The following is a 25,713-nucleotide window of genomic DNA, read 5'->3' as shown; positions in this document are numbered from 1 at the left end:
TGTGGCAAACTGCTATGCATATCAGGACGAGGCGGCTGCCAGCTCCTGCCGCTGAATATCGAGACAAGAGAGTGTATTAGATGAAATGGCTTTGTTCTGTAGGCGTTGCCGTGGGGCTGGCGCTTCAGCCAGCGTTGGCTGACGATTTAATCGGTAATCACCCCATGACCCCGCAGGCGCGGGATGCGTTTGTCAGCGATTTGCTAAAGAAGATGACCACGGATGAGAAGATTGGTCAGCTAAGGCTTATCAGTGTCGGTCCGGATAATCCGAAAGAAGCCATACGTGACATGATCAAAGAGGGCCAGGTCGGGGCGATTTTTAATACCGTGACCCGGCCGGATATCCGCGCCATGCAGGACCAGGCGATGTCCCTCAGCCGCCTGAAAATTCCGCTGTTCTTCGCCTTCGATGTGCTCCACGGTCAACGCACTATTTTCCCCATCAGTCTGGGCCTGGCGTCCACCTTTAACCTGGATACGGTCAGAACCGTGGGGCGGGTATCGGCTTATGAAGCGGCGGACGATGGTCTGAATATGACCTGGGCACCCATGGTCGATGTTTCGCGCGATCCGCGCTGGGGGCGGGTGTCTGAAGGCTTTGGTGAAGATACTTACCTGACTTCCGTGATGGGGCGCGCCATGGTCGAGGCGATGCAGGGCAAAAGCCCGGCGGAGCGCTATTCGGTGATGACCAGCGTTAAGCACTATGCCGCCTACGGCGCAGTTGAAGGCGGTAAAGAGTACAACACGGTGGATATGAGCCCCCAGCGTCTGTTCAATGACTACCTGCCGCCCTATAAGGCCGGTCTGGATGCCGGAAGCGGTGGGGTGATGGTGGCGCTTAATTCCATCAACGGAACGCCCGCTACCTCTAATAGCTGGCTGCTGAAAGATGTGCTGCGTAAAGAGTGGGGCTTTAAGGGGATTACGATTTCCGATCACGGTGCCATTAAGGAGCTGATTAATCACGGCGTTGCCAGCGATCCGCGGGATGCGGTGCGGGTGGCGCTCAATGCTGGCGTCGATATGAGCATGAGCGACGAGTACTACAGCAAATATTTGCCGGAGCTGGTGAAGAGCGGCGAAGTCTCTATGGAAACTCTGGACGACGCGACCCGTCACGTGCTGAACGTGAAATACGATATGGGGCTGTTTAACGACCCCTATAATCATCTGGGTCCCAAAGAGTCCGATCCAAAAAACACCAACGACGAAAGTCGTCTGCATCGCGAAGAGGCGCGGGCCGTCGCTCGTGAAAGTCTGGTGCTGCTGAAAAACCGGCTGGAGACGCTGCCGCTTAAAAAGTCTGGCACCATCGCGGTGGTGGGACCGCTGGCGGACAGTCAGCGCGATATTATGGGTAGCTGGTCGGCGGCCGGAGTAAAAGAGCAGTCGGTGACCGTACTGCAGGGCATGAAGAACGTGGCCGGAGATAAGGCTTCGATCCTGTATGCCAAAGGCGCCAGTATCACCGACGACAAAGGCATGATTGACTTCCTGAACCTGTACGAAAAAGCGGTACCGGAAGAGAAGCGCACGCCGCAGCAGATGATCGATGAAGCGGTAGCGACAGCGAAGCAGGCCGATGTGGTGGTGGCCGTGGTGGGGGAATCCCAGGGGATGGCCCATGAAGCGTCCAGCCGTACCAGCATTGGCATTCCGGAAAGCCAGCGTCGGCTGATAGCGGCCATGAAGGACACCGGCAAGCCGCTGGTACTGGTGCTGATGAACGGGCGCCCGCTCTCGCTGGTGCGGGAAAACCAGCAGGCCGACGCTATGCTGGAAACCTGGTTTGCCGGGACCGAAGGGGGAAATGCTATCGCCGATGTGCTGTTTGGCGACTATAACCCTTCCGGTAAGCTGCCGATGTCGTTCCCGCGCTCGGTGGGACAGATTCCGGTCTACTACAACCATCTGAACACCGGACGACCCTATAATGCCGATCGTCCGAACAAATACACCTCGCGCTACTTCGACGAAGCTAACGGCGCGCTGTTCCCGTTCGGCTTTGGCCTGAGTTACACCACTTTCTCGGTATCGGATGTGAGTCTGTCGGCGCCGACCATGACCCACGACGGTAAACTGACCGCCAGCGTTACGGTGAATAATACCGGTAAGCGGGAAGGGGCGATGGCGGTGCAGATGTACTTGCAGGATGTGACCGCCACCATGAGCCGTCCGGTGAAAGAGCTAAAGGCCTTTAAAAAGGTGACTCTGAAGCCGGGTGAAAGTCAGACCGTTAGTTTCCCCATCGACGTTAATGCGCTGAAGTTCTGGAACGCGCAGATGAAATATGACGCCGAGCCGGGTAAATTCCGGGTGTACATCGGTCAGGATTCCGCCCGGGTCAAACAGGCGGAATTTGAACTGAAGTGATCGATCGGGGCCGAAAATAGCGGCCCCGATGCGTTTTGCATGCTGGAATCGTGATGCGACCGCAATTGTATGGGCTTCGCTGGTCACTTTTGGCTTTTTTCGTCCATGCTGTTGTATTCACCCATAACAAAAGTGAGAGGAACGGGATGAAAATCGGGAAATGGCAGGGATGGGCAGTGGCGCTGGGATTGATGCTGAGCGCGGCTTCGGCTGGCGCGGCGCAGCCGGTTACGGTGGGGTCCAAAATCGATACTGAAGGTTCGCTGTTAGGTAATATTATTTTGCAGGTGTTGGAAAGCCACGGTGTGAAAACCGTTAATAAACTGCAGCTTGGCACTACGCCCGTGGTGCGCGGCGCCATTACTGCCGGTGAACTGGATATCTACCCGGAATATACCGGTAACGGCGCGCTGTTCTTTAAAGATCAACAGGATCCGGTGTGGAAAGATCCCACAAAGGGTTACCAGAAAGTCAAAAATCTCGATGCGCAGAAAAACAAGCTGATCTGGCTGACGCCCGCATCGGCCAATAACGGCTGGACCATTGCGGTACGCCAGGAGCTGGCTCAGGATAACAAACTGAAATCTATGGCGGATCTCAGCCGCTATCTGAAAGAGGGCGGTGAATTTAAACTGGCGGCCTCGGCGGAATTTATCGAACGTCAGGATGCGTTACCGGCCTTTGAAAAAGCCTATGGCTTTAAACTTAAGCCCGACCAGCTACTGTCGCTTGCCGGGGGCGACACCGCAGTGACCCTGCGGGCGGCGGCGCAACAGACCTCTGGCGTGAATGGCGCTATGGCCTACGGCACCGACGGCCCGGTAGCGGCGCTGGGCTTGCAAACCCTGAGCGATCCTCAGCGGGTTCAGCCTGTCTATGCTCCGGCTCCGGTGGTACGTGAAGCGGTACTTAAGGAATATCCGCAGATGGCGCAGTGGCTGGATCCGGTGTTCCGGGCGCTGGACGAGAAAACGCTCCAGCAGTTGAATGCGAAGATCGCCGTAGAAGGGGTCGATGCAAAGCAGGTCGCCGCCCAGTGGCTGCGAGATAAAGGACTGGCAGGCGCTCAGGGCTGATGCCTCGCTGTTATAACCGCGTCACCCTGCTGCTGTGCGCCCTGATGCTCCTGTCGCTGGCGTTGCCGTTTGTCAGCTACGCTCCTAATCGGCTGGTTTCCGGCGAGCCGCTCACGCTGTTTGCCGTGCCCGGCGGCCCGGCCCTTTGGCTGTTGCCCGGGCTGGGGGGACTGCTGGCGTTGGCCTTTGTCGTCCAGCGCCCTCGCACCCTGGGGCTGACCCTGCTGTGGGGCGAAGTGCTGTTTCTGCTACTGCTGTTGCAGCTTGGCCGTAGCGCCGATGAACTGGCCCGCCAGGGGAGCGCCATTGCCCGGACCTCGCCGGGCGGTGGTTTCTGGCTGCTGATGGCTCTCTGCCTGCTTCTGTGTCACGACGCCACGCGACGCCTGACCCGACGTCCGCTGCTGCGCTGGCTGTTACAGGCGCAAATCTGGCTGTTGCCGCTGCTGATGCTGGCGGTCGGTCGCTTCGATGAGCTGTCTCTACTTAAAGAGTACGCCAACCGGCGGATGGTGTTCCAGGACGCCTTCTGGCGCCACCTGCTGCTGGTGGCCGGCACCCTGATTCCGGCGCTGCTTATCGGTGTGCCGCTGGGGCTGTGGTGTCGGCGTCGTCCCGGACTGCGCGGTCCGGTATTTACCCTGCTCAATATTATCCAGACCATCCCCTCCGTGGCGCTGTTCGGGTTACTGATTGCGCCGCTGGCGGGGCTGTCACGCGCCTGGCCGTGGCTGGGGGAAATCGGGGTCTCCGGCACAGGCCTGGCTCCGGCGCTGATTGCCCTGGTACTTTATGCGCTGCTGCCGCTGACCCGTAGCGTAGTGGCCGGGCTGGATCAAACGCCGCGTCAGGTCATGGAAAGCGCCCGCGGTATGGGGATGTCCGGCTCCCGGATCTTCTGGCAGGTGGAAGCGCCGCTGGCGGCACCGGTGTTACTGCGCGGGATCCGCCTGGTGGCCGTACAGACGGTGGGTATGGGCACCATCGCCGCGCTTATCGGCGCCGGAGGTTTTGGGGCGCTGGTGTTCCAGGGGCTGCTTAGTAGCGCGCTGGATCTGGTGCTGCTGGGGGTGATCCCGGTGATTGCCCTGGCGGTGCTGGTGGACGGGCTTTTTAACCTGATAATTTCGAATCTTAAGGCCATAACTGATGATTGAGTTTAACGGCGTCAGTAAATATTACGACGGCGTGGCGGCGGTCAGCGATCTCAACCTGCACTGTCCGGAAGGCGCTTTTACCGTACTGCTGGGCAGTTCCGGGTCTGGAAAATCGACCACGCTTAAGATGATTAACCGGCTGGAGCCGCACGATAGCGGGACTTTGCTATTTGGCGGCCAGGATGTGCGGCGCATTGAAGTAAAAAGCCTGCGGCGGCGCATTGGCTACGCCATCCAGTCGGTGGGGCTGTTCCCTCACTGGACCGTGGCCCGCAATATCGCCACGGTCCCCAGCCTGCTGGGCTGGGAGCGCGCCAGAATCGAGGCGCGAATCGACGAACTGCTGGCGCTGCTTGGGCTGGAGGATGGCCGGTTTCGCAACAGCTATCCGCATCAGCTTTCCGGAGGTCAGCAGCAGCGGGTGGGGGTAGCCAGAGCGCTGGCGGCCGATCCCGAGGTACTATTGATGGACGAACCCTTTGGGGCGCTGGATCCGGTGACCCGCGGCTCGCTTCAGCAGGAGGTGCGACGCATCCATCAGCTACAGGGGCGCACCTTTGTGCTGGTGACTCACGACGTGGATGAGGCGCTGCTGCTGGCCGACAGGCTGGTGGTGATGGATCAGGGCCGGGTGATTCAGCAGGGGAGTCCCGCAGAGCTGTTGACCCGCCCGGCCACGCCCTTTGTACGGGACTTCTTCGGCGGCAGTGAACTGGGCGTGCGTTTGCTGGCGCGTCGCGCCGTCGGGCAATGGCTGCGCCCCGGCGAATGGCTGGAAGGGGTCGAACCCATCGATGAACAGATGACGCTGCGTGAGGCGCTGTCCCGTTTTGTGGAGCAGGGCTGCCAGCGTCTGCCGGTAAAATCGGCCAGCGGGGAGCGGCGCGGGGTGCTGCACTTTTGCGATCTGGCGGCACAGGAGCAGGAGTCCATGCCATGAGGTGGCTGCGTGAACCGCTTATCTGGCTGGTGCTACTGTTTGGCGCGCTGCTCTATGGCCTGCCGTACAGCGAACCACTATTCCGCTGGCTGTTTCCGGATCTGGCTAATCCGCTGTGGCATCAGCAGAGCTTTGCCTCCCTGACGCTGGCGCATCTGGCGCTGGTGGTGGTATCAGAACTGGTCGCCGTGGCTATCGGGCTGGGGCTGGGGCTGGCGGTCAGTCGTCCGGGGGGGCGGGAATTTCGCCCGCTGGTGGAGACCATTGCCGCCGTAGGACAGACCTTCCCGCCGGTGGCGGTACTGGCGGTGGCGGTGCCCGTGATGGGATTTGGCGCGCTGCCGGCATTAATCGCCCTGGCGCTGTATGGTCTGCTGCCGGTACTTCAGGGAACCCTTGCGGGGCTGGCGGTGGTGCCGGTCGAGGTTAAACAGGTGGCCAGCGGCGTGGGCATGGGGTCGTGGCGGCGGCTGTGGCAGGTGGAACTATCGCTGGCGGCGCCGGTGATTCTGGCCGGTGTACGAACCTCGACGGTGATCAATATCGGAACTGCGACCCTGGCCTCGACAGTCGGGGTCAATAGCCTGGGAACACCGGTGATTATCGGTCTGAGCGCCTTTAATACGGCCTATGTTCTGCAGGGGGCGCTACTGGTAGCGCTGATGGCTATCGTTATCGACCGCGCCTTCGGGCTGTGGCTGCGTCGGCTTAATTACCATGCAGAATAATGGAATACCCTGCCAGCATCACACCGCTAATCCCGCCCAGAGCCAGCACGACCATTGCGCCAATGATGGCGATTTTTCCTGGTTTCATCGGTTACCTCTTCATGTTAACGGTTGGATTGTACCCTGAAACCGGTTGGTTAACCCAGCATTACGTGCCTGATAAAGGAAGAGTGTCGCCCGCAACGATGATACACTGCCGCCCCGCATCCCGGACTCTGAAGGCTTTATGTTAAGTAATGATATTCTTCGTAGCCTGCGCTACATCCTGAAAACCAATAATCCCGACCTGCTACGGATTCTGGCGCTGGCCGGTACCGACGTCAGCGCTCAACAGCTAACGACCTGGCTTAAGAAAGAAGATGACGAGGGGTTTGTTCGCTGCCCGGACATCATCCTGTCTGCTTTTCTTAACGGCCTGATTTACGATCGGCGCGGGAAAGATGAAAATGCACCGCCGCTGGCGGTGGACAGACGTGTTAACAACAATATCGTACTGAAAAAGCTGCGTATCGCCTTCGCGCTGAAAACCGACGATATTCTGGCGATTCTGACCGAACAGAAGTTTCGGATTTCACTGCCGGAAATCACCGCGTTTATGCGGGCGCCGGACCATAAAAACTATCGGGAATGCGGAGACCAGATGATGCGCTATTTTCTGCGGGGACTGGCAGCTCGTCTGCATGGGGAGTAGCCCTTACCCCTTACCCCTCACCCCTCACCCTAACCCTCTCCCCAAAGGGGAGAGGGGACTGGCGGGTACTGGTTTTCTCCCCTTCCCCTGGGGATAGGGGATGTGAGGGTGGTGGTTTTCTCCCTCTCCCCCTGGGGAGAGGGGACTGGCGGGTACTGGTTTTCTCCCCTTCCCCCTGGGGATAGGGGATGTGAGGGTGGTGGTTTTCTCCCTCTCCCCCTGGGGAGAGGGGACTGGCGGGTACTGGTTTTCTCCCCTTCCCCCTGGGGAGAGGGGACTGGCGGGTACTGGTTTTCTCCCTCTTCCCCTGGGGATAGGGGATGTGCGGATGCTGGTTTTCTCCCTCTCCCCCCAGGGGAGAGGGCCGGGGTGAGGGGGCTTACTTCACCTGCTGACCAGGCTTAGCGCCGCTGTCCGGGCTTAACAGGAAGATATCCTTGCCCCCGGGACCTGCGGCCATCACCATGCCTTCCGATACGCCAAAGCGCATTTTACGCGGCGCCAGGTTGGCGACCATAATGGTCAGGCGACCGATCAGCGCCTGAGGATCCGGATAGGCGGAGCGAATGCCAGAGAAGATATTGCGCTTCTCGCCGCCGATATCCAGGCTCAGACGCAGCAGCTTATCAGAGCCTTCAACAAACTCAGCGTTCTCGATCAGAGCGATACGCATATCCACTTTGGCGAAGTCGTCAAAGGTGATGGTTTCCTGAATCGGGTCATCCGCCAGCGGGCCGCTGACCGGCGCCGCCGCGCTTGCCTTCACTTCCTCTTTCGACTCTTCGATCAGGGCGTCGACCTGTTTCATATCGATACGGCTATACAGCGCCTTAAACGGGTTCACCTTGTGGCTGAGCAGCGGTTGGGCGATGCCGTCCCAGGTCAGTTCGACGTTCAGGAAGGCTTCCGCACGGGCGGAAAGCTCCGGCAGAACCGGCTTCAGCCAGGTCATCAGCACCCGGAACAGGTTGATACCCATGGAGCAGATACGCTGCAGGTCGGCATCGCGGCCTTCCTGTTTCGCCACCACCCACGGCGCTTTTTCGTCAACGTAGCGGTTGGCCTGGTCCGCCAGCGCCATAATTTCGCGTACGGCACGGCTGAATTCGCGTTTTTCCCAGGCGTCGCCAATGCTCTGTGCCGCATCGACGAAGCTCTGATACAGCGCGGGGGAGTCCAGTTCGGCAGAGAGTTCGCCGCCGAAGCGTTTGGCGATAAAGCCCGCATTACGGGAGGCCAGGTTAACCACCTTGTTAACGATGTCGCTGTTCACCCGCTGAACGAAGTCTTCCAGGCTGAGATCGATATCGTCAATACGTGGTGACAGTTTGGCGCTGTAGTAATAGCGCAGGCTATCGGCGTCAAAGTGCTTCAGCCAGGTGCTGGCTTTAATAAAGGTGCCGCGCGACTTGGACATCTTGGCGCCGTTTACCGTTACGTAACCGTGCACAAACAGGTTGTTCGGCTTACGGAAGCCGCTACCTTCCAGCATCGCTGGCCAGAACAGGCTGTGGAAGTAGACGATGTCTTTGCCGATAAAGTGATAGAGCTCGGCGTCGGAATCCTTGTTCCACCAGTCGTCGAAGTTAAGATCCCCACGCTTGTCGCACAGGTTCTTAAACGAGCCCATATAACCGATAGGCGCGTCCAGCCAGACGTAGAAGTATTTACCCGGCGCCCCCGGAATTTCAAAACCGAAGTAGGGCGCATCGCGGGAGATATCCCACTGCTGCAGACCGGATTCAAACCACTCCTGCATCTTATTGGCGACCTGCTCCTGCAGCGCGCCGGAGCGGGTCCAGGCCTGCAGCATTTCACTGAAGGCTGGCAGGTCAAAGAAGAAGTGCTCAGATTCGCGCAGCACCGGCGTGGCGCCGGAAACCACCGATTTCGGTTCGATCAACTCCGTCGGGCTGTAGGTGGCGCCGCACACTTCGCAGTTATCGCCGTATTGGTCCGCCGCCTTACATTTCGGGCAGGTGCCTTTCACGAAACGGTCCGGCAGGAACATGCCCTTTTCCGGATCGTAGAGCTGAGAGATAGTCCGGTTTTTAATAAAACCGTTCTCTTTCAGGCGATTGTAGATAAGCGATGACAGCTCGCGGTTCTCTTCGCTATGGGTGGAGTGGTAGTTGTCATAGCTGATATTGAACCCGGCGAAGTCTTTCTGATGCTCCTGGCTCATTTCGCCAATCATCTGCTCCGGCGTTATGCCGAGCTGCTGGGCTTTCAGCATGATCGGCGTGCCGTGGGCGTCGTCGGCACAGATAAAGTTGACCTCATGGCCGCGCATTCGCTGGTACCGAACCCAGACATCAGCCTGGATATGCTCCAGCATGTGACCGAGGTGGATGGAGCCGTTGGCGTACGGCAGGGCGCAGGTTACCAGTATTTTCTTTGCGACTTGGGCCATAGTGACAATAAATCTTTCGTAGTAAAAAGGGAGATCGATAGTACCAGAAGGGGATTCAACTCAAAAGCGACGGCAGTTCAAATTATTCCTCGCTCTGGCGACTGTGCTCTCCTGTGCCCCCGGACTGTCAATCCCGGGCGTGGCATATGTATAATTAGCGGATGCAGTCTGTGAATGTCCGCAGACAACAACTACTACTACCTACAAAGGAGTCGGGATGAATTCGCAATCCCCGGCCGGTTCCCCGGAAGCCCTGCGCGCCATGGTTGCCGGAACGCTGGCTAATTTTCAACATCCAACGTTAAAGCATAATCTTACCGCCCTGAAGGCATTGCATCACGTGGCGTTACTCGACGGTACTGTCCATATTGAACTGCAAATGCCTTTTGCCTGGAACAGCGGCTTCGAAGCGTTGAAGGCGGAGTGCGGCCCGGAGCTGCTACGGCTGACCGGGGCCCAGGCTATTGACTGGAAGCTGAGCTACAGTATTGCCACCCTGAAGCGGGTGAAAAACCAGGCGGGCATTAACGGAGTGAAGAACATCATTGCCGTGAGCTCTGGTAAAGGCGGCGTCGGGAAATCCTCCACGGCGGTGAACCTGGCGCTGGCGCTGGCGGCGGAAGGGGCGAAGGTCGGGATTCTGGATGCCGATATCTACGGTCCCTCTATTCCCACCATGCTTGGCAGCGAACATGAGCGCCCGACCTCGCCGGATGGCACCCATATGGCGCCGGTCATCTCTCACGGCCTGGCGACCAACTCTATCGGCTATCTGGTAACGGATGATAACGCTATGGTCTGGCGTGGGCCGATGGCCAGCAAGGCATTGATGCAGTTACTGCAGGAGACGCTATGGCCGGATCTCGACTACCTGGTGCTGGATATGCCGCCGGGCACCGGTGATATTCAATTGACCCTGGCACAGAATATCCCGGTTACCGGGGCGCTGGTGGTGACCACGCCGCAGGATATTGCGCTAATCGATGCGAAGAAAGGCATCGTGATGTTCGAGAAGGTGGAAGTGCCGGTGCTGGGTATTGTCGAAAACATGAGCATTCATATTTGCAGCAACTGTGGCCATCATGAACCGATCTTCGGTACCGGCGGCGCTCAGAAGCTGGCTGAAAGCTACAACACTGCGCTGTTGGGGCAGATGCGGCTGCATATCTCGCTGCGTGAAGATCTCGATCGCGGCGAGCCTACGGTGGTTAGCCGTCCGGACAGTGAGTTTACCGACCTCTACCGCCAGCTGGCAGGGAAAGTGGCGGCGCAGCTCTACTGGCAGGGGGAAATTATTCCCGGAGAAATCGCCTTTCGTGCTGTTTAATTGATTTACAACAGGTCGCCATTTCAGGCGGCCTGATATTTTCTATACAAATCTTGACGATTTACCTATACAATTCTTGACGTTCTATCTGTTACCGCAGCGTATTGGGATGAATCTTACTATTTTGTAGATTATTTTTTTTAGTTATGTAATTAAAATGATCGAAAAATAAATTATTCCACCTTTTTAGTGTTGATTATTCCTGTGTTACACAATTTTGTTTGATCTACAACATAAGATGTATTAGAAATGCCACTTATGAGATTGATCCCAAACCAGCGTGATGATGTGCATAGCCATGGGCTCTGGCGCGGGGTAGTTATATGAATCAATCAGGGTAACAAATCTCTAAGATGAAGAATAATTCCATGGGTGATTATTATTTGCTAAATAATGTGCGGTTCTCGCCCGAAGAACGTACCCTATTTAATGATGAAAGCGGTGAAATACTGGTATTAACAAATATTTCTGCCAGATGTTTGTTATGCTTTTGTGAGCATTATGAAAAGTTAATTAGCCATGATGAACTGATTGAGTTTGTCTGGGATGTTCAACATAAAACGGTCCAATATAATTCTCTGTATCAAACGCTGCTGATACTGCGGCGCTCACTGGTTCAGATCGGTCTGAGCCAGGAGATGATCCGTACCCTGCCGCGTAAGGGCTTTATCATGGGCGGCATACATCTGGAACGACACAGTAGTGAAACACCGCCCGATATTCAGTATCAAAATGGCGCCGGGGAGCAACTGACCGAAATGGAAGCGCCTGCCGTTCAGGGCGAAATCGTGGATGATGATGTACCGCCGCTACTGATGTCGCAGCGCAGTGAAGCTCAAATCTCTGAGGTTACGTCGAACAAAGCGTCCGGTGTAACGCTGCGTTTATCGCTCACGACCTGTCTGGCGATGGTCATGCTGCTGGTACTGGCGATTGCGGGGTTGTGGCACATTATTTCCCCTGAAAGTCGTAACTTTTTTGCCGGTTATGAAGTGGTTAAAGACGCACCGGGAGCCGGGATCTGTACCTGGCTGTATAACAGCGATGCCACGAACTTTCAGCGCCACCGGCAGTTCAGTGCCGACCATCCCGAGCTGTGCAATGAGCAGGAGGCTATCTATGTTACGGCGTATGATACCTCCCGTAAGATCTCGGCTGTGGCCTGTAGCAATAGCCTGACAACAGCCAATCGCCAGGCGCACTGCCTGTCGTGGTATTACCCTAATCGCCCAACAGTTAAGACTCCTTATAATGAAGAAAAAAAATAAAGTTGTGATTAGCGCTGTCGTCGCTGTTTTTCTTATTATTACCGTTGTTGTCTATTTTTATCAGCTACCTTCGCGGCGAAATAACACCTTCGTTTGTAGCGCCCGGGTAGTGATAAAAAATGAAGATTATACCCTGTATACGCTGCTCAGTTTTCATCTGGGACGCAGTGAAGGCGTTGCTGCGCTGTCTGGTTATATGGAAGATGGACAGCACAGGGAAACGATGATCAATCGCTATATTCACTTTACGGAACTGGAGCGGGATGAAGGGAAACAGTTACATAGCGATCGGATCGTTCCTGCATCCAACGAAAATGTCTCCACCACGGCGCTGGCGGCAGTATTACCCGATTTCTTTGTTGAAAAAGGTTATCTGTTAAATCTACAGCGTACCTGGGCCGGGGAAAACAGCTTGATGATTCTGGTGGCGGGGTTTCCGGCCATTCTCTGTGATTAAATTCCTCCCTTTTGGGGAAACGGATGCAGGTCCGTTTCCCCGGGGAGAGGCCGTCTGGCCGTGTGCGAACGTTTTTTTTAGCGCACAAGCAGACTAATAATACCAAAATAAGATGGCGTTTCTTTTGTAAATAACAAAAGAAATCAAATTGTTACGTGTAAAGTTTTCTGTAGGGGGATCTTATAACTCTTATCTCATCATGATAATAGGATTTATCTTGTTAGGTTATCTGGAATCGCTGATTATGCATTCGAACGAAAGCACTGCCAGTTACGACCCTAAGTGTTTTTATATCTGTAAAGGACAAACACAACTTTTCTCTCTGGGATTTGTTTTGGGTTTAATATCCGGATGGTGGAAGGCTGTCCAGAATAATGCAGAGGATGCGACATGACGAATGTAAATGTTATTTCGAATGATACCTATTATCTTCTTGGCATTGAGGAAACAGCAGGATTTCGTGCCATTAATATTTCGCCTTATCATGTAAATAACCCGGCGGAATTTAACACGAGTATCGAAAGTTGTAAACGTGAAGGCTGCCATAATGCGATGTTTGCGTTTGTCTTTGATGATTTATCCCTGGTCGAACATGCTATTAATTATACCCGGCAGCAGGGGCTAAAAGCAGTATTTCTGGTAGAGCAGCCTCTGGAATATAGCTATTTTGTCTGTAACGGTCTTTTTTTTGCATCGAAAAAGCATAGCCGACATGGATTTTATGACATCCTGTCTCGTCTGAGTAAAATCCAGGATCTACCGCAGGGCATGATTTCAGATCGGGAAATGGAAGTGCTGGGAATGTTGCTGAGTGGGGTTGAAACCAAAGAGATCGCGCAACGTCTGGAGATCTCCGGCAAAACGGTCAGCGCTCACAAGAAAAAGGTTGCCCGGCGCTTTGGCATGGATAACTGGAATGATGCGCTGATGTACAAATACCTGACTATGATTGTTGATCGCGTTGAATCGGAGTCAAAACCTCAGCAGGCTGCTCAGCCAGTGCCTGTCCATATTCCTCACTGGCATGAAGAGCAAAGCCTGCCGAAGGTTGAAGCCCTACCGATGGTCAGTAGTAGCTTAGCGGCTGTAGAAAATATCGCCGGATTCCGCCTTTAAGATCTTGCCTGTAGTATTGGAAATCAGCACATAGTTGCCGCCCATATAAGTCCAGTGGCTGTCTGCCTGGGGCGCCGGAAGATTACGCTGCTTCCACTGGGCGATCTCATAGGTTTTACCGCGATAGGTTTCCGGTGCCATATCGCCAATTTCGAAGCGCTGGAAGTCGGCGGTGAACTGCTTAATTTCATGGGACTCCGACGTTTCGGTCGCCGGTTTCGCCCCGTCAGTGGGCTGCTGGGCGTACAGCGTGGTTATCGGCAGGACGCTACCCAGCGTAAGCAGCATCGATAACATCATCGTTTTAGATCTGGCCATAATCACTCCGGATAAAAATGGGCAATCACGGGGCTCGTCCTTGTTTTGCGCGCCGACCGGCTGAACTTCCAGGATGCGAAAATGGGAAGCAGCGGCCACGAACCCCAATATTTTGCGATCATCCTCTGTAGGCACAGAGGCGGCAAGCCTGATTGTGTGTTCAGTATTGTCATTCTGGCAGTAAATGTTTCACTGTGCCGAAAAAGTGTGACGCTTTAGTGAAGGGGATCGCGATGCGGCATGCTTTTCCCTGCCGGAGATCTGTTGCAGCGCTGCGCTTTCCCCTATGATATTGCCCCCTGACGGAAAACGGGTCACTGAATGATTTGGTTGATGCTGGCCACCCTGGTCGTGGTTTTTGTTATCGGTTTCAGAGTGCTGACTTCTGATTCACGGCGTGCGGTAAAGCGGCTGAGCGAGCGTCTGGGTATCACCCCAGTGTCCATTGAGTCGATGGTCGATCAGATGGGCAGGGCGCCAGGCGCGGAGTTTATCGCCTGGCTGTCCCGTCCAGACGAAGCGCATTTGCAAGGCGCGGCTGCGACGCTGCTGGTCTGGCAGGTGTGTATTGTGGACGGCAGCGACGACAATATGGCGACCTGGCATCGGCGGTTGCAGAAGGCGCGTCTGGCGGGACCGCTGAGTGACGCCCAGCTTCGCCAGGCAATGGGTTTTTTACGCGAACTGGAGCCGGATATGCAGGAACTGCAGCTATTTCAGGCCCGCTATAACGCGTTATTCAGTGACCAGGACAGCGTGAGCTGGCTGCATTAAACGCCCAGTCAGACTGTTAGTAAACTGTTAGGTTTGTCACAATTTAATGTTACACTGCGCGGCTTTACATCCGTTATTAGTGAAGGTCGTTGAATGTCTGATACCGCGCAGACCCCGGGAACCCCCGAGGTGACCCGAGCCAACTGGTCCGCCGTTTTTGCCGTTGCCTTTTGCGTTGCCTGTCTGATCACCGTTGAATTCCTGCCGGCCAGTCTGCTGACGCCGATGGCTCAGGAACTGCGTATCAGTGAAGGACTGGCGGGGCAGTCGGTGACCGTGACTGCCTTTGTGGCGATGTTCTCCAGCCTGTTTATCACCACCATTATCGGTCAGACCGATCGTCGGCGGGTGGTGTTGGCTTTTGCCGTACTGCTTACCATCTCTTGCCTGCTGGTGTCGTTCTCTCACAGCTTTGCCTTATTGCTGCTGGGGCGCGCCTTCCTGGGCATGGCGCTGGGCGGCTTCTGGGCGATGTCTGCTTCATTAACCATGCGTCTGGTGCCGCGCCATACCATTCCTAAAGCGCTGTCGGTGATCTTCGGCGCCGTCTCTATCGCGCTGGTGATTGCCGCGCCGCTGGGCAGTTTCCTGGGCGGGCTTATCGGCTGGCGTAACGTCTTTAACGGCGCGGCGCTGATGGGATTTCTTTGTATCTTCTGGGTATGGCGGGCGTTACCCCGACTGCCGGGTGAAGCGCCGTCCCGGCAGCAGAATATTATCTCGGTACTGCGTCGTCCCGGCGTGCTGGCGGGGATGATTGCGATATTTATGGCGTTCGGCGGCCAGTTCGCTTTCTTTACCTATATCCGTCCGCTGTATATGAATCTGGCCGGGTTTGATGTGGATGGCCTGACGCTGGTGCTGTTGAGCTTCGGTATCGCCAGCTTTGTGGGGACCTCGCTCTCTTCCGCTTTCCTGAAAGTGAGTCTTAAGGGAGCGCTGGCCTGTGCGCCGCTGGTGCTGGCGCTCAGCGTACTGGCGCTGATGCTCTGGGGCAGTGATAAGTGGGTCGCTACCGCCGTGGCGATTATCAGCGGTTTTACCTTCTCGCTGATTCCGGTGGGCTGGTCCACCTGGGTAACCCGGACGCTTTCCGATCAGGCCGAAAAAGCGGGATCGGTGCAGGTGGCGGTGATCCAGTTGGCGAACACCTGCGGCGCGGCGCTTGGCGGGTTGGGGCTCGATCACTTGGGTCTACTGGCGCCGCCGGCCATGTGCGGTGTGATGATGCTGCTGACGGCGCTGCTGGTGGCTGCAAAAGTGCGGGTGCATGCCTAAAGCATTAGCATGGCGCTCAGCTCCTGCACCACCCTGAGGGCGGGAATACGCACCGAGCGCCAGTTTTGCAGATCGATAAGCTTCACCTCCTGCTCATCTCCTTCGACCATCAGTACAAACCGGGCGCCCTGACTACGGGCGTTCTTCTGCCGGGTCGCGGTTCTTAGCTGCGAACAGTCATTGACGATACTCAGGCGCGGAAAGCTCTGGCGTAGCGTACGGCCCAGCAGCAGCGCGTTACCGTGGGCGCGGCTACGTTCGGGAATAATCACCAGATCCACCTGACGGCTGTGAGGCGCATCGCGCTGCACACTCTGCAGTAACTGCATAATCGGCTCGATCATAAACGCAAAACCACAGGCGTGAATATCGCGCCCGGTCAGTTGACTGGCGCTGTGATCGTAACGTCCGCCGCGGCACAGCAGCCCGGGCGCCGGAATTTTATCGCTATGCCATTCGAACACCAGGTGGCAGTAATCGTTAACCGGAAACAGCGCTTCGTCGTGGGTATAGGGGATCGCCATTTTATCCAGGGCATTGCACAGCTGGCGAAAGCGCAGGTGGGAGTCATCGGAAATAAAGGTCGCCAGCCGCGGCGCGCTACCTGCCATGCGCTGCAGCAGGACATCCGGATCGTTCAACAGTCGTTCCGGCGTCTGCTGTAAAATACGCTGCTGATCCGGGGAAAGTAGCTGCGCCATGGGGTGATAGTAAGCGCGCAGCGCTTCGCGGAAACAGGCGAACTCCGAAGCGGCGCCCGGCGTATTCAGGCGCAGCTCCACCTGGTTTTCGAGATGGAGGTCGCGAAAAAATCCGGCCTGCAGCGCAATCTGCTCCAGCTCGATACAGTGTCCCGGATAGCCGAATGCCTCCACGCCCAACTGATGGCATGATCGGATCGCCTCTTTCTGCTGATGGCTGCGGCGGAACATCGTGCCCAGATACCATAATTTGCTGGTTTTCTGGAGATCCTGATGGCTCGCCACAATACGCAGACAGCCCATGGTTCCGTCGCCACGCAGCAATGCCTGGTGATTAAGCGGCAGCTCGTCGGTTCCTGCGGAAAAAGGGGAGGCCGACAGCTCCTGTTCCCAGCGTTCCAGTAACGGCATACGAATTTCCCGGTAGCAGTAGCGTTGCAGAAGCTGTCCTGCCTGTCTTTCCAGCCAGCTCCAGGCGGAAACCGGGTTGTTGTAATATTTACGCGGTCGCCCGACGCTGCGGGGTTGCAGCGATCGCGCAAGAGTACCTTCCAGCGAACGGCTGAACTGCGGGGTCGCCAGCAGGCAGTTCTGCTCCAGCGCGGTTTCGATACGGCTAAAAATGGTCGGGCTGAAGGGGCGCTGACACAACTGGCGATATTGATGAACCCGCTGTTCGGGCGTGGCGCCCAGTCGCAGCCAGCAGGGATGCAGGCTGAGCCGCTCGGGCGGCGTATCGGCGAAGCTGTGGCGCCCCGTCGGTTCCCGGTGCTGATGCTCAACGTACTTCTTTACCAGCAGAAACCAGGCGTCAGCTTCGATCGGGCTGCTCCAGTAGCGGCTTTCCCAAAGCGCGCCGCGCCGATGATAACGGCCGTTATACCAGGGCACGTAGCTACGTCCGGTATATTGCATAAAGTGTCCCATTGCCTCTTTATCCGGCGCGTCGAGCAGCAGCAGAATGCGTTGGGGCGTTAGCGACCAGGCATAAAGGCGCACTGTATACAGCGCGCAGGCGCGATCGAGACATTCAAGAAAGCGATTGTAGTCTTCTGGCGATTTAAAGAGCGGTTCATAGTTATGCCCGCGAAGTTTAATCAGGTGAGGGAGCCCTGGCACAAAGAGTCTTTTTTTTCTGGACATCATCAATTCTCACCGGGTGGCTGAAAGTCCGCCATTATTGTTATTAAACGCGTCGGCGCGGTGGTGCCTTCAGGGGCCGACGCGATCCTGCAAAGAGTAAAAACCTTAGCGCACCGACGCCTGTTGTAGCGCTTCCGCTAGCTGAGCGTCGCTGACTTCAGACTGCTGATTGTTGACCAGATCCCACAGTCGGATGGTGCCATCGTGGTTCAGGGTCACAATATACTGGCCGTGGGACTTGAGAGCGTTCTGATGCTGGCGTTTTAGCCGGGCGCCGCTGCAATCTACGGCGATATAGCGTTGAGGGCAGCGCTGACGCAGGAATTCAGCCAGCAGCAGGGCGCGGATATTACCATCCTCCAGTTCGCTGGTGATAGTGACGTCGGGACGGTAGTGCCACTGGGGATTATCCTTGTCGCTAACGGCCTGGATCAGCAGCAGCAGGCGCTCAATGCCAATGGCGAAGCCGCAGGCGGGCAGCGATTTATCGCCGAACAGATCGGCCAGTCCGTCATAGCGGCCGCCGCCGCAGACCGTGCCCTGGGCGCCGAGCTTGTCGGTCACCCACTCAAAGACAGTGCGGGTGTAGTAGTCCAGGCCCCGAACCAGGCGGGTATTCAGGCGCCAGGGAATATCGGCGCTATCGAGCAACTGGCACAGAGTGGTGAAGTGCTGGCGTGATTCATCTTCAAGGAAGTCGAGCAGTCGCGGCGCCTGTTCAATCATCTCCTGCATTTGCGGATTTTTACTGTCGAGGATGCGCAGAGGGTTAACCTCCAGGCGGACCAGACTCTCTTCATCCAGCAATTCGCGGTGTTGTTCGAACCAGGCGACCAGCTCCTGTCGGTACTGGCTGCGCTCCCGGGCTGTCCCCAGAGAATTTATCTCCAGCCGTACGTGTTGCAGAATCCCCAGCTCCTGGAATAGATCGCGAACCATGAAGATCAGTTCGGCGTCGATATCGGCTCCCGGCATACCGAAAGCCTCCACGCCGAACTGGGTGAACTGGCGCAGGCGGCCTTTCTGGGGGCGTTCATAGCGGAACATCGGCCCCTGATACCACAGGCGCTGGGTTTTGTTGTAGCACATATTTTGTTCCAGTACGGCGCGCATGCAGCCGCTGGTGCCTTCCGGACGCAGAGTGATATGTTCGCCGCTCTTATCCAGAAAGTTGTACATCTCTTTAGAGACGATGTCGGTCGCTTCGCCGACGGCGCGTTCAAACAGCGCGACCGGTTCCAGCAGCGGCAGGCGCATTTCCTGATAGCCGTAGCGGAAGGCCATATGGCGAAATTTACCCTCCAGCCATTGCCACATGGGTGTTTCATCCGGCAGGACATCACGCATTCCACGTATTGCGCGTAACTTGATCATACAGATTCCTTTTTATTGATGAGAACCAGGCGCCGGCAGTAGCAGGGGAGAGGCGGTTCTCTCCCGTCGCTGCCGGCGTACGATATACAACAGGTAAAGAGGGATTGTGGCGATTTGTAGCAAAACGCCGCACAACAGGGCGCGTGACTGTCCGGACAGTATCGCGCCCGCAATAAATGCAAAGGCGGTCAGGCTCAACAGGCAGTAACCGTAAAATCCGCCGCCGCGGTAACGGTCTTTCATCACCATCATTCCAGGTAGCGCCAGGGCGGCGAAGGCATAAGGAAAAAGGCTGGCCGCGACGGCCAGAACAATGACGTTTCTGAACTGACTTTGCAGGCTCGCCGACAGCGTCAGCAGTAGCACCAGGGTCATCAGGATAGCGGTAAAGATCAGCGCGACCCAGGGCACGCCGTAACGATTCGTGCGGGCGAAGATCGGGGGAAAAATGCCTGACTCTGCCGCGGCGCGGGGAACTTCGGTTTGCAGAATCTGCCAGCCGGGCATGGCGCCCAGGCAGGCGATAATGGCCGCTGCGGAGATAAGCTGCCCGGCGCCGGTGCCCCAGATGGCCCGCGCGGTATCGGCGAAGGGCGAAGCCGATGCCGTAAGCGTTGCGTGGGGCAGAATTCCCATAATCACGTTAGTGGAGCTGGCATAGCACAGACCGGTAATGGCCAGCCCGCACAGGGTCGCCAGCGGCACCGTGCGATCCGGTTTTTCCACCTGGCTGCGGGAAACTGAAGCAGATTCCACCCCCAGAAAGCCCCACAGAGAAATCACCGCCGCATTAATGATGGCATGGCCGTCCGACTGGCCGCTCAGATTCCAGGCGGCCCGATAGATGTGGAGATCGAAGTGGCGCCAGCCCAGTAAACCGATGCTGAGAATCGCCGCGACCATGCAGCCGCCGGTAATAAGTTGCGCTTTGCCTACCAGCTTTGCGCCGCGCAGCCCCAGCAGTACCGCCAGCCACAGCAGGGCGATACAGGCCAGCGCGCCGTAAAGCGGGTGGAGCAAAACGGGGAAAAAGAAAGAGAGATAACCCACGCCTGCCAGCAGCAGAGCGCAGTTGCCGACCCAGGTAGCCAGCCAGTAAAACAGCGTCATTTGCAGGCCGATAAAAGGGCCAAAACAGTAATGAATGCTGGCGATAATGCCGCCATTATGTGGGAAGAGGGCGTTCATCTTGTTAAAGATGAGCGCCAGGCAGAGGATGACCAGGAAGGTCAGCGCCCATCCCCATACTGAGACCGAACCGATTTGCCCAAGGGTGGTGGGCAGCATAAAGACGCCGCTACCCATCATATTGGACGCCGTCATGACAGTCAGCGCCAGCAGCCCCATGCGGTGCGAAGTTGAGCGGTTTTCATCCATATCATTTTTTGTCCCGACGCAGTGAGGTGAAAGGACTGGCAGGTTGCGAACGCCGCTCTCGCAGATGTTGCTTTACCCGGGTAAAGCGTTTAGCGTGAACGGGGCTCGTAGCGAGCCGGATGCGCCACTGGTAACGGTTGGCTCTGGTGCCAGTGGCGCGTTTGCGTGAAGGGTGGTGAGGAATCACCACCCTTTTTTACGCCGCACGGGCGTTGAGATCGGCGATAACATCGTCGATCAGAGCGTCTACCTTGCTGGTATCCAGGTGGTGTCCGGAAGCGATCAGGTGAGCGACGTCGCCCGATGTCGCCAGGCAGTGTTTTTTCCATACCGCTTCTGACGGGCAGGGGAAGACCACGGTAATGGAGTTCTTATTACGCCAGGCGTTAACGCCTGCGGCCTGGAAGCGATCGACCGCGTACTGCGCGATGTCAAGGCAGTGGCGAATACGGCGCTGCCAGTCGGCGAGGGTGTGGCTGCGGACCGCCTCCCACATCATCAGCGGGGTATGGCCGTTACGGGAGCCGGTGATGGTTTTGTCGTGGGCTGATATATAGTCGATTTCAACGCTGATTAAATCGACGTTTTTACGCCGCGCCACGACGATCCCGCAGGGAATGGGGCAGCCGATCATCTTATGGCCGGAAACGCCGATAGAGTCGATGCCGTCGGCAAAAGTAAAGGGCTGGGGTTCGTCAACGAAGGGCAGAATCATGCCGCTCAGCGCTGCATCAGCGTGCAGATAGTAGTCTTCCCGGGCGATGCCCGCTTCCTTCAGGCGCTGCTGGATGATAGCGATATTATCGACTGCGCCACGCACCGTAGTGCCAATATTGGCGAAAATAATCGGATGCCGCTCGCCGTCGGCGGCGATTTTATGCATCAGATCGTCGTAGTCCATCTCGCCGTTAGGCTGGGATTCCACCACCCGCGACTTAATGCGCAGCAGCTTAACGATCTTGGCGACCGAATAGTGGGTATCTTTGGAATAGTACAGGGTGCCATCCGGGAACAGTTCGCGACCCAGATAACAGCCGAACATATTGCCTTCGGTGCCGCCGTTGGTCACGTAGCCCCAGCTTTCCTCAAACGGAATTTTGAACAGCTGGGCAAAATATTCCATCACTTCTTTTTCAAATTCGAAAGAGTTCAGCAGGTAGTTACAATATTCCGCCCAGTCGCCACAGTTATTAATGGAAAAACGCATAAATCTTTCCAGAATGGTGTAATCGAAATCGGCGGATTCCGGGTAACCAATATTGAAATACTGGTTCTTAACACAATATGACCAAAACGCATCGAGTTTATTCTGATCTGCGATGGATAGTGTCATTTTATTTCTCCTTTTCAAGCATAACGTTTAATGACGAACTGACGTTCAGACTTTCTTATCCAGATAAAGCACTCTTTCGCCTTTCTTACTGCGGCCAGCGGCCACGAAGCAGAACAGGGGAATGGTTACCATCATCATCACCACGCCCCAGAACATGGAGTCTGTGCCGGAGCCCAACAGGGCAAAGATGCTGTAAATCATGCCGATAACCACCATCACGCAATAAAACATAAAGCTGCGACCGCGATTTAATTTCTTCGAGACCATAATGATCGGCAGGGAAATCAGGGCGTACATATAGGGCAGCAGCGAAGCGAAGACCGACATCAGAATCACCACTTCAAACTGTTTCGCCAGGTTAGGGGAGGCGGTCATCATTAACACCAGGCTCATCAGTACACCGGTGAAAATCAGGCTCTTCATTGGCACGTCACGCTTATTGGTGTCGGCGAAGAACTGCGGGAACAGGCCCTGCTGGGCACCGGCGCGGGGGCCTTCAGACTGCAGGATCAGCCAGCCGGAGATCGAGCCGAAGCAGGCGATAATACTGAGCGCTGAAGCGATGTTGCCGGCGGTCTTGCCGAACATATAGCGCGCGGCGTCGGCAAAGGGCGCGGCGGAGTTAACCAGCTCGCTGTGCGGCACCAGGCCCATAATCACCGAGCAACTGCCCACATAGCAGACCGAGGCAATCAACAGTCCGTACACCGTCGCTTTGGGCACGGTCTTTTCCGGATTGTCCACCTGGCCGGTAGAAACCACAGCCGATTCAACGCCCAGGAACCCCCACAGCGCAATGGATGCGGCAGAGATAATCGCCGAGCTGTCGCTGCGGCCTGTGCCGTTATACACTTCGGTAAACATATGCGGATCAAACCAGAACCAGCCTACGGCGCCGACGCCCAGCACCACCAGCAGCATACAGCTTGCGGTAAATGACTGGGCGCGGCTGGCAGTTCTGGCGCCGAAGCTTGCCAGTACGACAAAGGCCCACAAAATAACGATGGCGGCAATACTGCTGTACATCGGATTTTTTAATTCTGGAAAGAAATAACTTAAATATCCCACCCCGGCGACCAGCAGGGCCACATTGCCCACCCAGGCGCTAATCCAGTAGCAGACGGTGGTTTGAAAACCAATAAATGGACCAAATGCATCGCTGGCATAAGCGACAATCCCGCCGGTGCGCGGCGTAATTAAACTGGTTTTGGCGAATACCAGCGCCAGAGCGATAACACCGACAATAGTGAGCACCCAACCCCACAGCGAGATATAACCAACGCCGGCAAGGTTGGTGGGCAACATAAATACGCCGGAGCCCATCATATTTGAGGCGGTAACCAGCGTAAGGGCGACCACTCCCATTTTATGAGCTGAGCCTGAGCTAACCGATCCCATAACATTTTTCCTTATTGAGAAACAGACATGAAATAAGCGTTATAACCAGTGCTTTTCTGCCGATTCTAGGATGGGAAGGGGGGTAAATTTTGACAATGATCACTTTTCGCCTGGCTGGCATACAATAACGATGCGCAAATTGCTGCTTATTTGAACAATGATTTGGATATTGACTCCGTCCCCATTTTTTTGAACAGGAACGGCTGCCTGAAGAGCCAGCGCTTATTCTCAGGCTAAACCGGAGAATCGGTCTGAATAATTGGTGATTTCTGTGGCCACAAATGCGTTTACAGCGCCATTGTTACCTTTTATCATGGCGGCTGATTAAAGGAATTAAAGAAAACTAATTCCTTTAAAATCAAATGACTCGGGGTGCTCCGCCGACTGGATGCGGGGCTGAGAAAGACCCGTTGACCTGATCCGGATAGTGCCGGCGTAGGGAAGTCAGATGCCCGTACCGGTATCCCTCTTCTTCGCGCCGGGCGGGAGTTCACCATGCAATCTGATCCACTGTGCAGCGACGCTGTCTTGCAGACGCTGCATCACCTTCGTACCACTTCGCCGTTGGTTCACTGTATGACCAACGATGTGGTACAGACCTTTACCGCTAACGTTTTGCTGGCCCTTGGCGCCTCGCCTGCCATGGTGGTAGATGAGCAAGAGGCGGCACAGTTTAGCGCTATCGCCAGCGCACTCCTGGTCAACGTCGGAACCCTGACTCGCGAACGTGCTCGTGCCATGCGCGCCGCCATCGACAGCGCCCGTGAGGCGCAGCGCCCGTGGGTGCTCGACCCGGTGGCTGTGGGGGGGCTGACGCTGCGTAGCGACTTCGCCCGGGAGGTACTGGCGCTTCAGCCTGCCGCAATTCGCGGCAACGGATCGGAAATTCTGGCGCTGGCCGGGGGTCAGGGCGGGGGACGCGGCGTCGACAGCACCGACAGTGCCCGGGTCGCGTTGCCTGCGGCCCGCCATCTGGCCCGTGAGAGAGGCGCGGTAGTGGCGGTGACCGGCGAGATAGATTACATCACCGACGGCGAACGCACTCTGGAGGTGCCCGGCGGCGATATTATGCTGACCCGGGTGGTTGGAACCGGCTGTGCGCTTTCCGCGGTGGTAGCGGCCTGCTGCGCTCTGCCGGGGGAGAGGCTGGAAAATGTCGCCGCCGGTTGCCGGATAATGGCCCGCGCCGGGGAAATGGCGGTTACCCGCAGTCAGGGACCGGGGAGTTTTGTCCCGCAGTTTCTGGATGCGCTATGGCAACTGGATGCGGAGGCGCTGGTATGAAACGGATTAATGCTCTGACCATTGCCGGTACCGACCCCAGCGGGGGTGCAGGTATCCAGGCGGACCTGAAAGCTTTTTCTGCGTTGGGCGCCTATGGCGCCAGTGTGATAACCGCGCTGGTGGCCCAGAATACCTGCGGCGTGCAGTCGGTCTATCGTATCGAGCCGGATTTTGTGGCGGCGCAGCTCGATTCGGTGTTCAGCGATCTGCGCATCGATACGGTGAAGATCGGCATGCTGGCGGAAACCGATATCGTTGAAGCGGTAGCGGAACGCCTGGCGTACTGGCAGCCGCACACCGTGGTGCTGGATACCGTGATGCTGGCTAAAAGCGGCGATCCGCTGCTGTCGCCATCGGCGGTCTCAGTGATGCGCGAACATCTGCTGCCGCGAGTATCGTTAATCACCCCTAATCTGCCAGAGGCGGCAGCGCTGCTGGAAGCGCCGATGGCTACCAGCGAGCGTGAGATGCATCAGCAGGGGGAAGCGCTGATGGCGCTGGGCTGCGAGGCGGTACTGATGAAGGGCGGCCATCTGGACGATGCCGAAAGCCCGGACTGGCTGTTTACCCGCGATGGCGCCCGGCGTTTTACTGCGCCCAGGGTGCAGACGAAAAACACTCACGGTACCGGCTGTACGCTTTCGTCGGCGCTGGCGGCGCTGCGGCCGCGTTACGATGACTGGGGCCAGACCGTGGTGGAAGCCAAGGCCTGGCTGACTCAGGCGCTGGCGGCTGCCGATAGCCTGGAGGTGGGGCACGGGCATGGGCCGGTGCATCACTTTCATGCGTGGTGGTGATTTTGTGATTATATAATCACAGGATTATTGAATGGTGTGCTATCCACTCATTTTCAGTTGGTTGTGGTTAGCGGCCTGTCAGTGCTTCAACACTGGCGGGTCGCGACTGTATTAATCACCTTTCTTGTTGTTATGCACCTTCCTTAACAAAATACTGGCTGCTGTTATTTTACCCTGTAATAAATCACAGTGGCGTGTTGTATTTCTGTTCTATGAATCTGGTTCGCAATATTTAATGGGGTTTCAGTGTTGTTTCATTGACGGGAAATATTATTACGGTGGTGCTGTGTTCAGGTGGAATATGTCACGCTGGCGAAGGTTCCGTTCACTTTAAGGTGAGTTTGCTTATGTGAATACCGGCACCGGTGAACGGGTCAGGGGGACT

At 56.4% G+C, this 25,713-nt stretch carries 22 protein-coding genes and 1 riboswitch; of the genes, 14 read left to right on the top strand and 8 right to left on the bottom strand.

The features are described 5' to 3' along the window. Positions 1–80: 80 nt before the first annotated feature. From bglX to FEM41_RS21810, 5 genes are all read left to right on the top strand, one after another. Positions 81–2,378, top strand: coding sequence for a beta-glucosidase BglX (bglX, locus tag FEM41_RS21830; protein WP_138098397.1), 2,298 nt, complete (start codon positions 81–83; stop codon positions 2,376–2,378). Positions 2,379–2,524: 146 nt separating this feature from the next. After that, on the top strand, positions 2,525–3,454 hold the full coding sequence (gene osmF, locus FEM41_RS21825) for a glycine betaine ABC transporter substrate-binding protein OsmF (protein WP_138098395.1): 930 nt from the start codon (positions 2,525–2,527) through the stop codon (positions 3,452–3,454). After that, positions 3,451–4,611, top strand: coding sequence for an ABC transporter permease (locus FEM41_RS21820; protein WP_138098393.1), 1,161 nt, complete (start codon positions 3,451–3,453; stop codon positions 4,609–4,611). Before osmF ends, FEM41_RS21820 begins: the two co-directional genes overlap by 4 nt. Continuing rightward, positions 4,604–5,551 (top strand): ABC transporter ATP-binding protein, encoded by a 948-nt coding sequence (locus tag FEM41_RS21815; protein WP_138098391.1) that lies wholly within the window; start codon positions 4,604–4,606, stop codon positions 5,549–5,551. The genes FEM41_RS21820 and FEM41_RS21815 overlap by 8 nt, the downstream gene beginning before the upstream one ends. Next, a complete protein-coding gene (locus tag FEM41_RS21810) occupies positions 5,548–6,279 on the top strand; it encodes an ABC transporter permease (protein ID WP_138098389.1) in 732 nt (243 codons plus the stop codon). Before FEM41_RS21815 ends, FEM41_RS21810 begins: the two co-directional genes overlap by 4 nt. Here FEM41_RS21810 and FEM41_RS25000 read toward each other — a convergent pair. Continuing rightward, positions 6,260–6,367, bottom strand: coding sequence for a hypothetical protein (locus FEM41_RS25000; RefSeq protein ID WP_241666544.1), 108 nt, complete (start codon positions 6,365–6,367; stop codon positions 6,260–6,262). The genes FEM41_RS21810 and FEM41_RS25000 overlap by 20 nt on opposite strands. Before the next feature lie 138 nt (positions 6,368–6,505). Between FEM41_RS25000 and FEM41_RS21805 the strand changes: the two genes are divergently transcribed. Continuing rightward, entirely contained in the window at positions 6,506–6,970 is a 465-nt protein-coding gene (locus FEM41_RS21805) for a YehS family protein (protein ID WP_138098387.1), read from the top strand. A 379-nt stretch (positions 6,971–7,349) separates the two neighbouring features. Here FEM41_RS21805 and metG read toward each other — a convergent pair whose 3' ends face one another. Then, positions 7,350–9,383: a methionine--tRNA ligase gene (gene metG, locus FEM41_RS21800; protein WP_138098380.1), complete on the bottom strand. Its 2,034-nt coding sequence runs from the start codon at positions 9,381–9,383 to the stop codon at positions 7,350–7,352. A gap of 217 nt (positions 9,384–9,600) precedes the next feature. On the opposite strand from metG, the gene apbC reads away from it, so the two are divergent. The 4 genes from apbC (at position 9,601) to FEM41_RS21780 (ending at position 13,551) form a co-directional block, all read left to right on the top strand. Further along, on the top strand, positions 9,601–10,710 hold the full coding sequence (apbC, locus tag FEM41_RS21795; RefSeq protein WP_138098378.1) for an iron-sulfur cluster carrier protein ApbC: 1,110 nt from the start codon (positions 9,601–9,603) through the stop codon (positions 10,708–10,710). 368 nt (positions 10,711–11,078) lie between these two features. Then, positions 11,079–11,978, top strand: a complete 900-nt coding sequence (locus FEM41_RS21790; protein WP_168198844.1) for a winged helix-turn-helix domain-containing protein — start codon at positions 11,079–11,081, stop codon at positions 11,976–11,978. Beyond that, positions 11,962–12,435: a hypothetical protein gene (locus FEM41_RS21785; RefSeq protein WP_138098374.1), complete on the top strand. Its 474-nt coding sequence runs from the start codon at positions 11,962–11,964 to the stop codon at positions 12,433–12,435. Before FEM41_RS21790 ends, FEM41_RS21785 begins: the two co-directional genes overlap by 17 nt. A gap of 390 nt (positions 12,436–12,825) precedes the next feature. After that, the gene (locus FEM41_RS21780; protein WP_138098372.1) at positions 12,826–13,551 is read left to right on the top strand and encodes a helix-turn-helix domain-containing protein; all 726 of its coding nucleotides are present in this window, start codon (positions 12,826–12,828) and stop codon (positions 13,549–13,551) included. Here the strand turns inward: FEM41_RS21780 and FEM41_RS21775 are convergent. Next, positions 13,513–13,869 carry an RcnB family protein gene (locus FEM41_RS21775; protein ID WP_138098370.1) on the bottom strand — a complete coding sequence of 119 codons (357 nt, stop codon included), beginning with the start codon at positions 13,867–13,869 and terminating at the stop codon, positions 13,513–13,515. The two genes, FEM41_RS21780 and FEM41_RS21775, sit on opposite strands and share 39 nt — an antisense overlap. Before the next feature lie 321 nt (positions 13,870–14,190). Here FEM41_RS21775 and FEM41_RS21770 point away from each other — a divergent pair, with 321 nt between their 5' ends. Further along, positions 14,191–14,643 (top strand): DUF1198 family protein, encoded by a 453-nt coding sequence (locus FEM41_RS21770; RefSeq protein WP_138098368.1) that lies wholly within the window; start codon positions 14,191–14,193, stop codon positions 14,641–14,643. A 93-nt stretch (positions 14,644–14,736) separates the two neighbouring features. Further along, a complete protein-coding gene (gene nepI, locus FEM41_RS21765) occupies positions 14,737–15,921 on the top strand; it encodes a purine ribonucleoside efflux pump NepI (RefSeq protein WP_138098366.1) in 1,185 nt (394 codons plus the stop codon). Here nepI and FEM41_RS21760 read toward each other — a convergent pair. The 5 genes from FEM41_RS21760 to hdcC all read right to left on the bottom strand — a co-directional run bounded on the left by FEM41_RS21760 (position 15,918) and on the right by hdcC (position 23,247). Beyond that, positions 15,918–17,768: an ATP phosphoribosyltransferase regulatory subunit gene (locus tag FEM41_RS21760; RefSeq protein ID WP_138098364.1), complete on the bottom strand. Its 1,851-nt coding sequence runs from the start codon at positions 17,766–17,768 to the stop codon at positions 15,918–15,920. The genes nepI and FEM41_RS21760 overlap by 4 nt on opposite strands. Before the next feature lie 102 nt (positions 17,769–17,870). Continuing rightward, the gene (gene hisS / locus FEM41_RS21755) at positions 17,871–19,139 is read right to left on the bottom strand and encodes a histidine--tRNA ligase (RefSeq protein WP_138098362.1); all 1,269 of its coding nucleotides are present in this window, start codon (positions 19,137–19,139) and stop codon (positions 17,871–17,873) included. A gap of 12 nt (positions 19,140–19,151) precedes the next feature. Beyond that, positions 19,152–20,516: an amino acid permease gene (locus FEM41_RS21750; RefSeq protein ID WP_241666543.1), complete on the bottom strand. Its 1,365-nt coding sequence runs from the start codon at positions 20,514–20,516 to the stop codon at positions 19,152–19,154. Between the two features lie 196 nt (positions 20,517–20,712). Continuing rightward, positions 20,713–21,849 carry a histidine decarboxylase gene (locus FEM41_RS21745; RefSeq protein WP_138098360.1) on the bottom strand — a complete coding sequence of 379 codons (1,137 nt, stop codon included), beginning with the start codon at positions 21,847–21,849 and terminating at the stop codon, positions 20,713–20,715. A 45-nt stretch (positions 21,850–21,894) separates the two neighbouring features. Next, positions 21,895–23,247 carry a histidine-histamine antiporter gene (gene hdcC / locus FEM41_RS21740; protein WP_138098358.1) on the bottom strand — a complete coding sequence of 451 codons (1,353 nt, stop codon included), beginning with the start codon at positions 23,245–23,247 and terminating at the stop codon, positions 21,895–21,897. Positions 23,248–23,605: 358 nt separating this feature from the next. Next, positions 23,606–23,706, top strand: a riboswitch (TPP riboswitch). Positions 23,707–23,742: 36 nt separating this feature from the next. Here hdcC and thiM point away from each other — a divergent pair. Together thiM and thiD are read left to right on the top strand one after the other, a co-directional pair. Then, the gene (gene thiM, locus FEM41_RS21735; protein ID WP_138098356.1) at positions 23,743–24,531 is read left to right on the top strand and encodes a hydroxyethylthiazole kinase; all 789 of its coding nucleotides are present in this window, start codon (positions 23,743–23,745) and stop codon (positions 24,529–24,531) included. Beyond that, positions 24,528–25,328: a bifunctional hydroxymethylpyrimidine kinase/phosphomethylpyrimidine kinase gene (thiD, locus tag FEM41_RS21730; protein WP_138098353.1), complete on the top strand. Its 801-nt coding sequence runs from the start codon at positions 24,528–24,530 to the stop codon at positions 25,326–25,328. Before thiM ends, thiD begins: the two co-directional genes overlap by 4 nt. Positions 25,329–25,713 lie beyond the last annotated feature (385 nt).

The organism is Jejubacter calystegiae (assembly GCF_005671395.1).
Taxonomy (GTDB): domain Bacteria; phylum Pseudomonadota; class Gammaproteobacteria; order Enterobacterales; family Enterobacteriaceae; genus Jejubacter; species Jejubacter calystegiae.
This window is presented reverse-complemented; position numbering and strand designations above follow the sequence as displayed.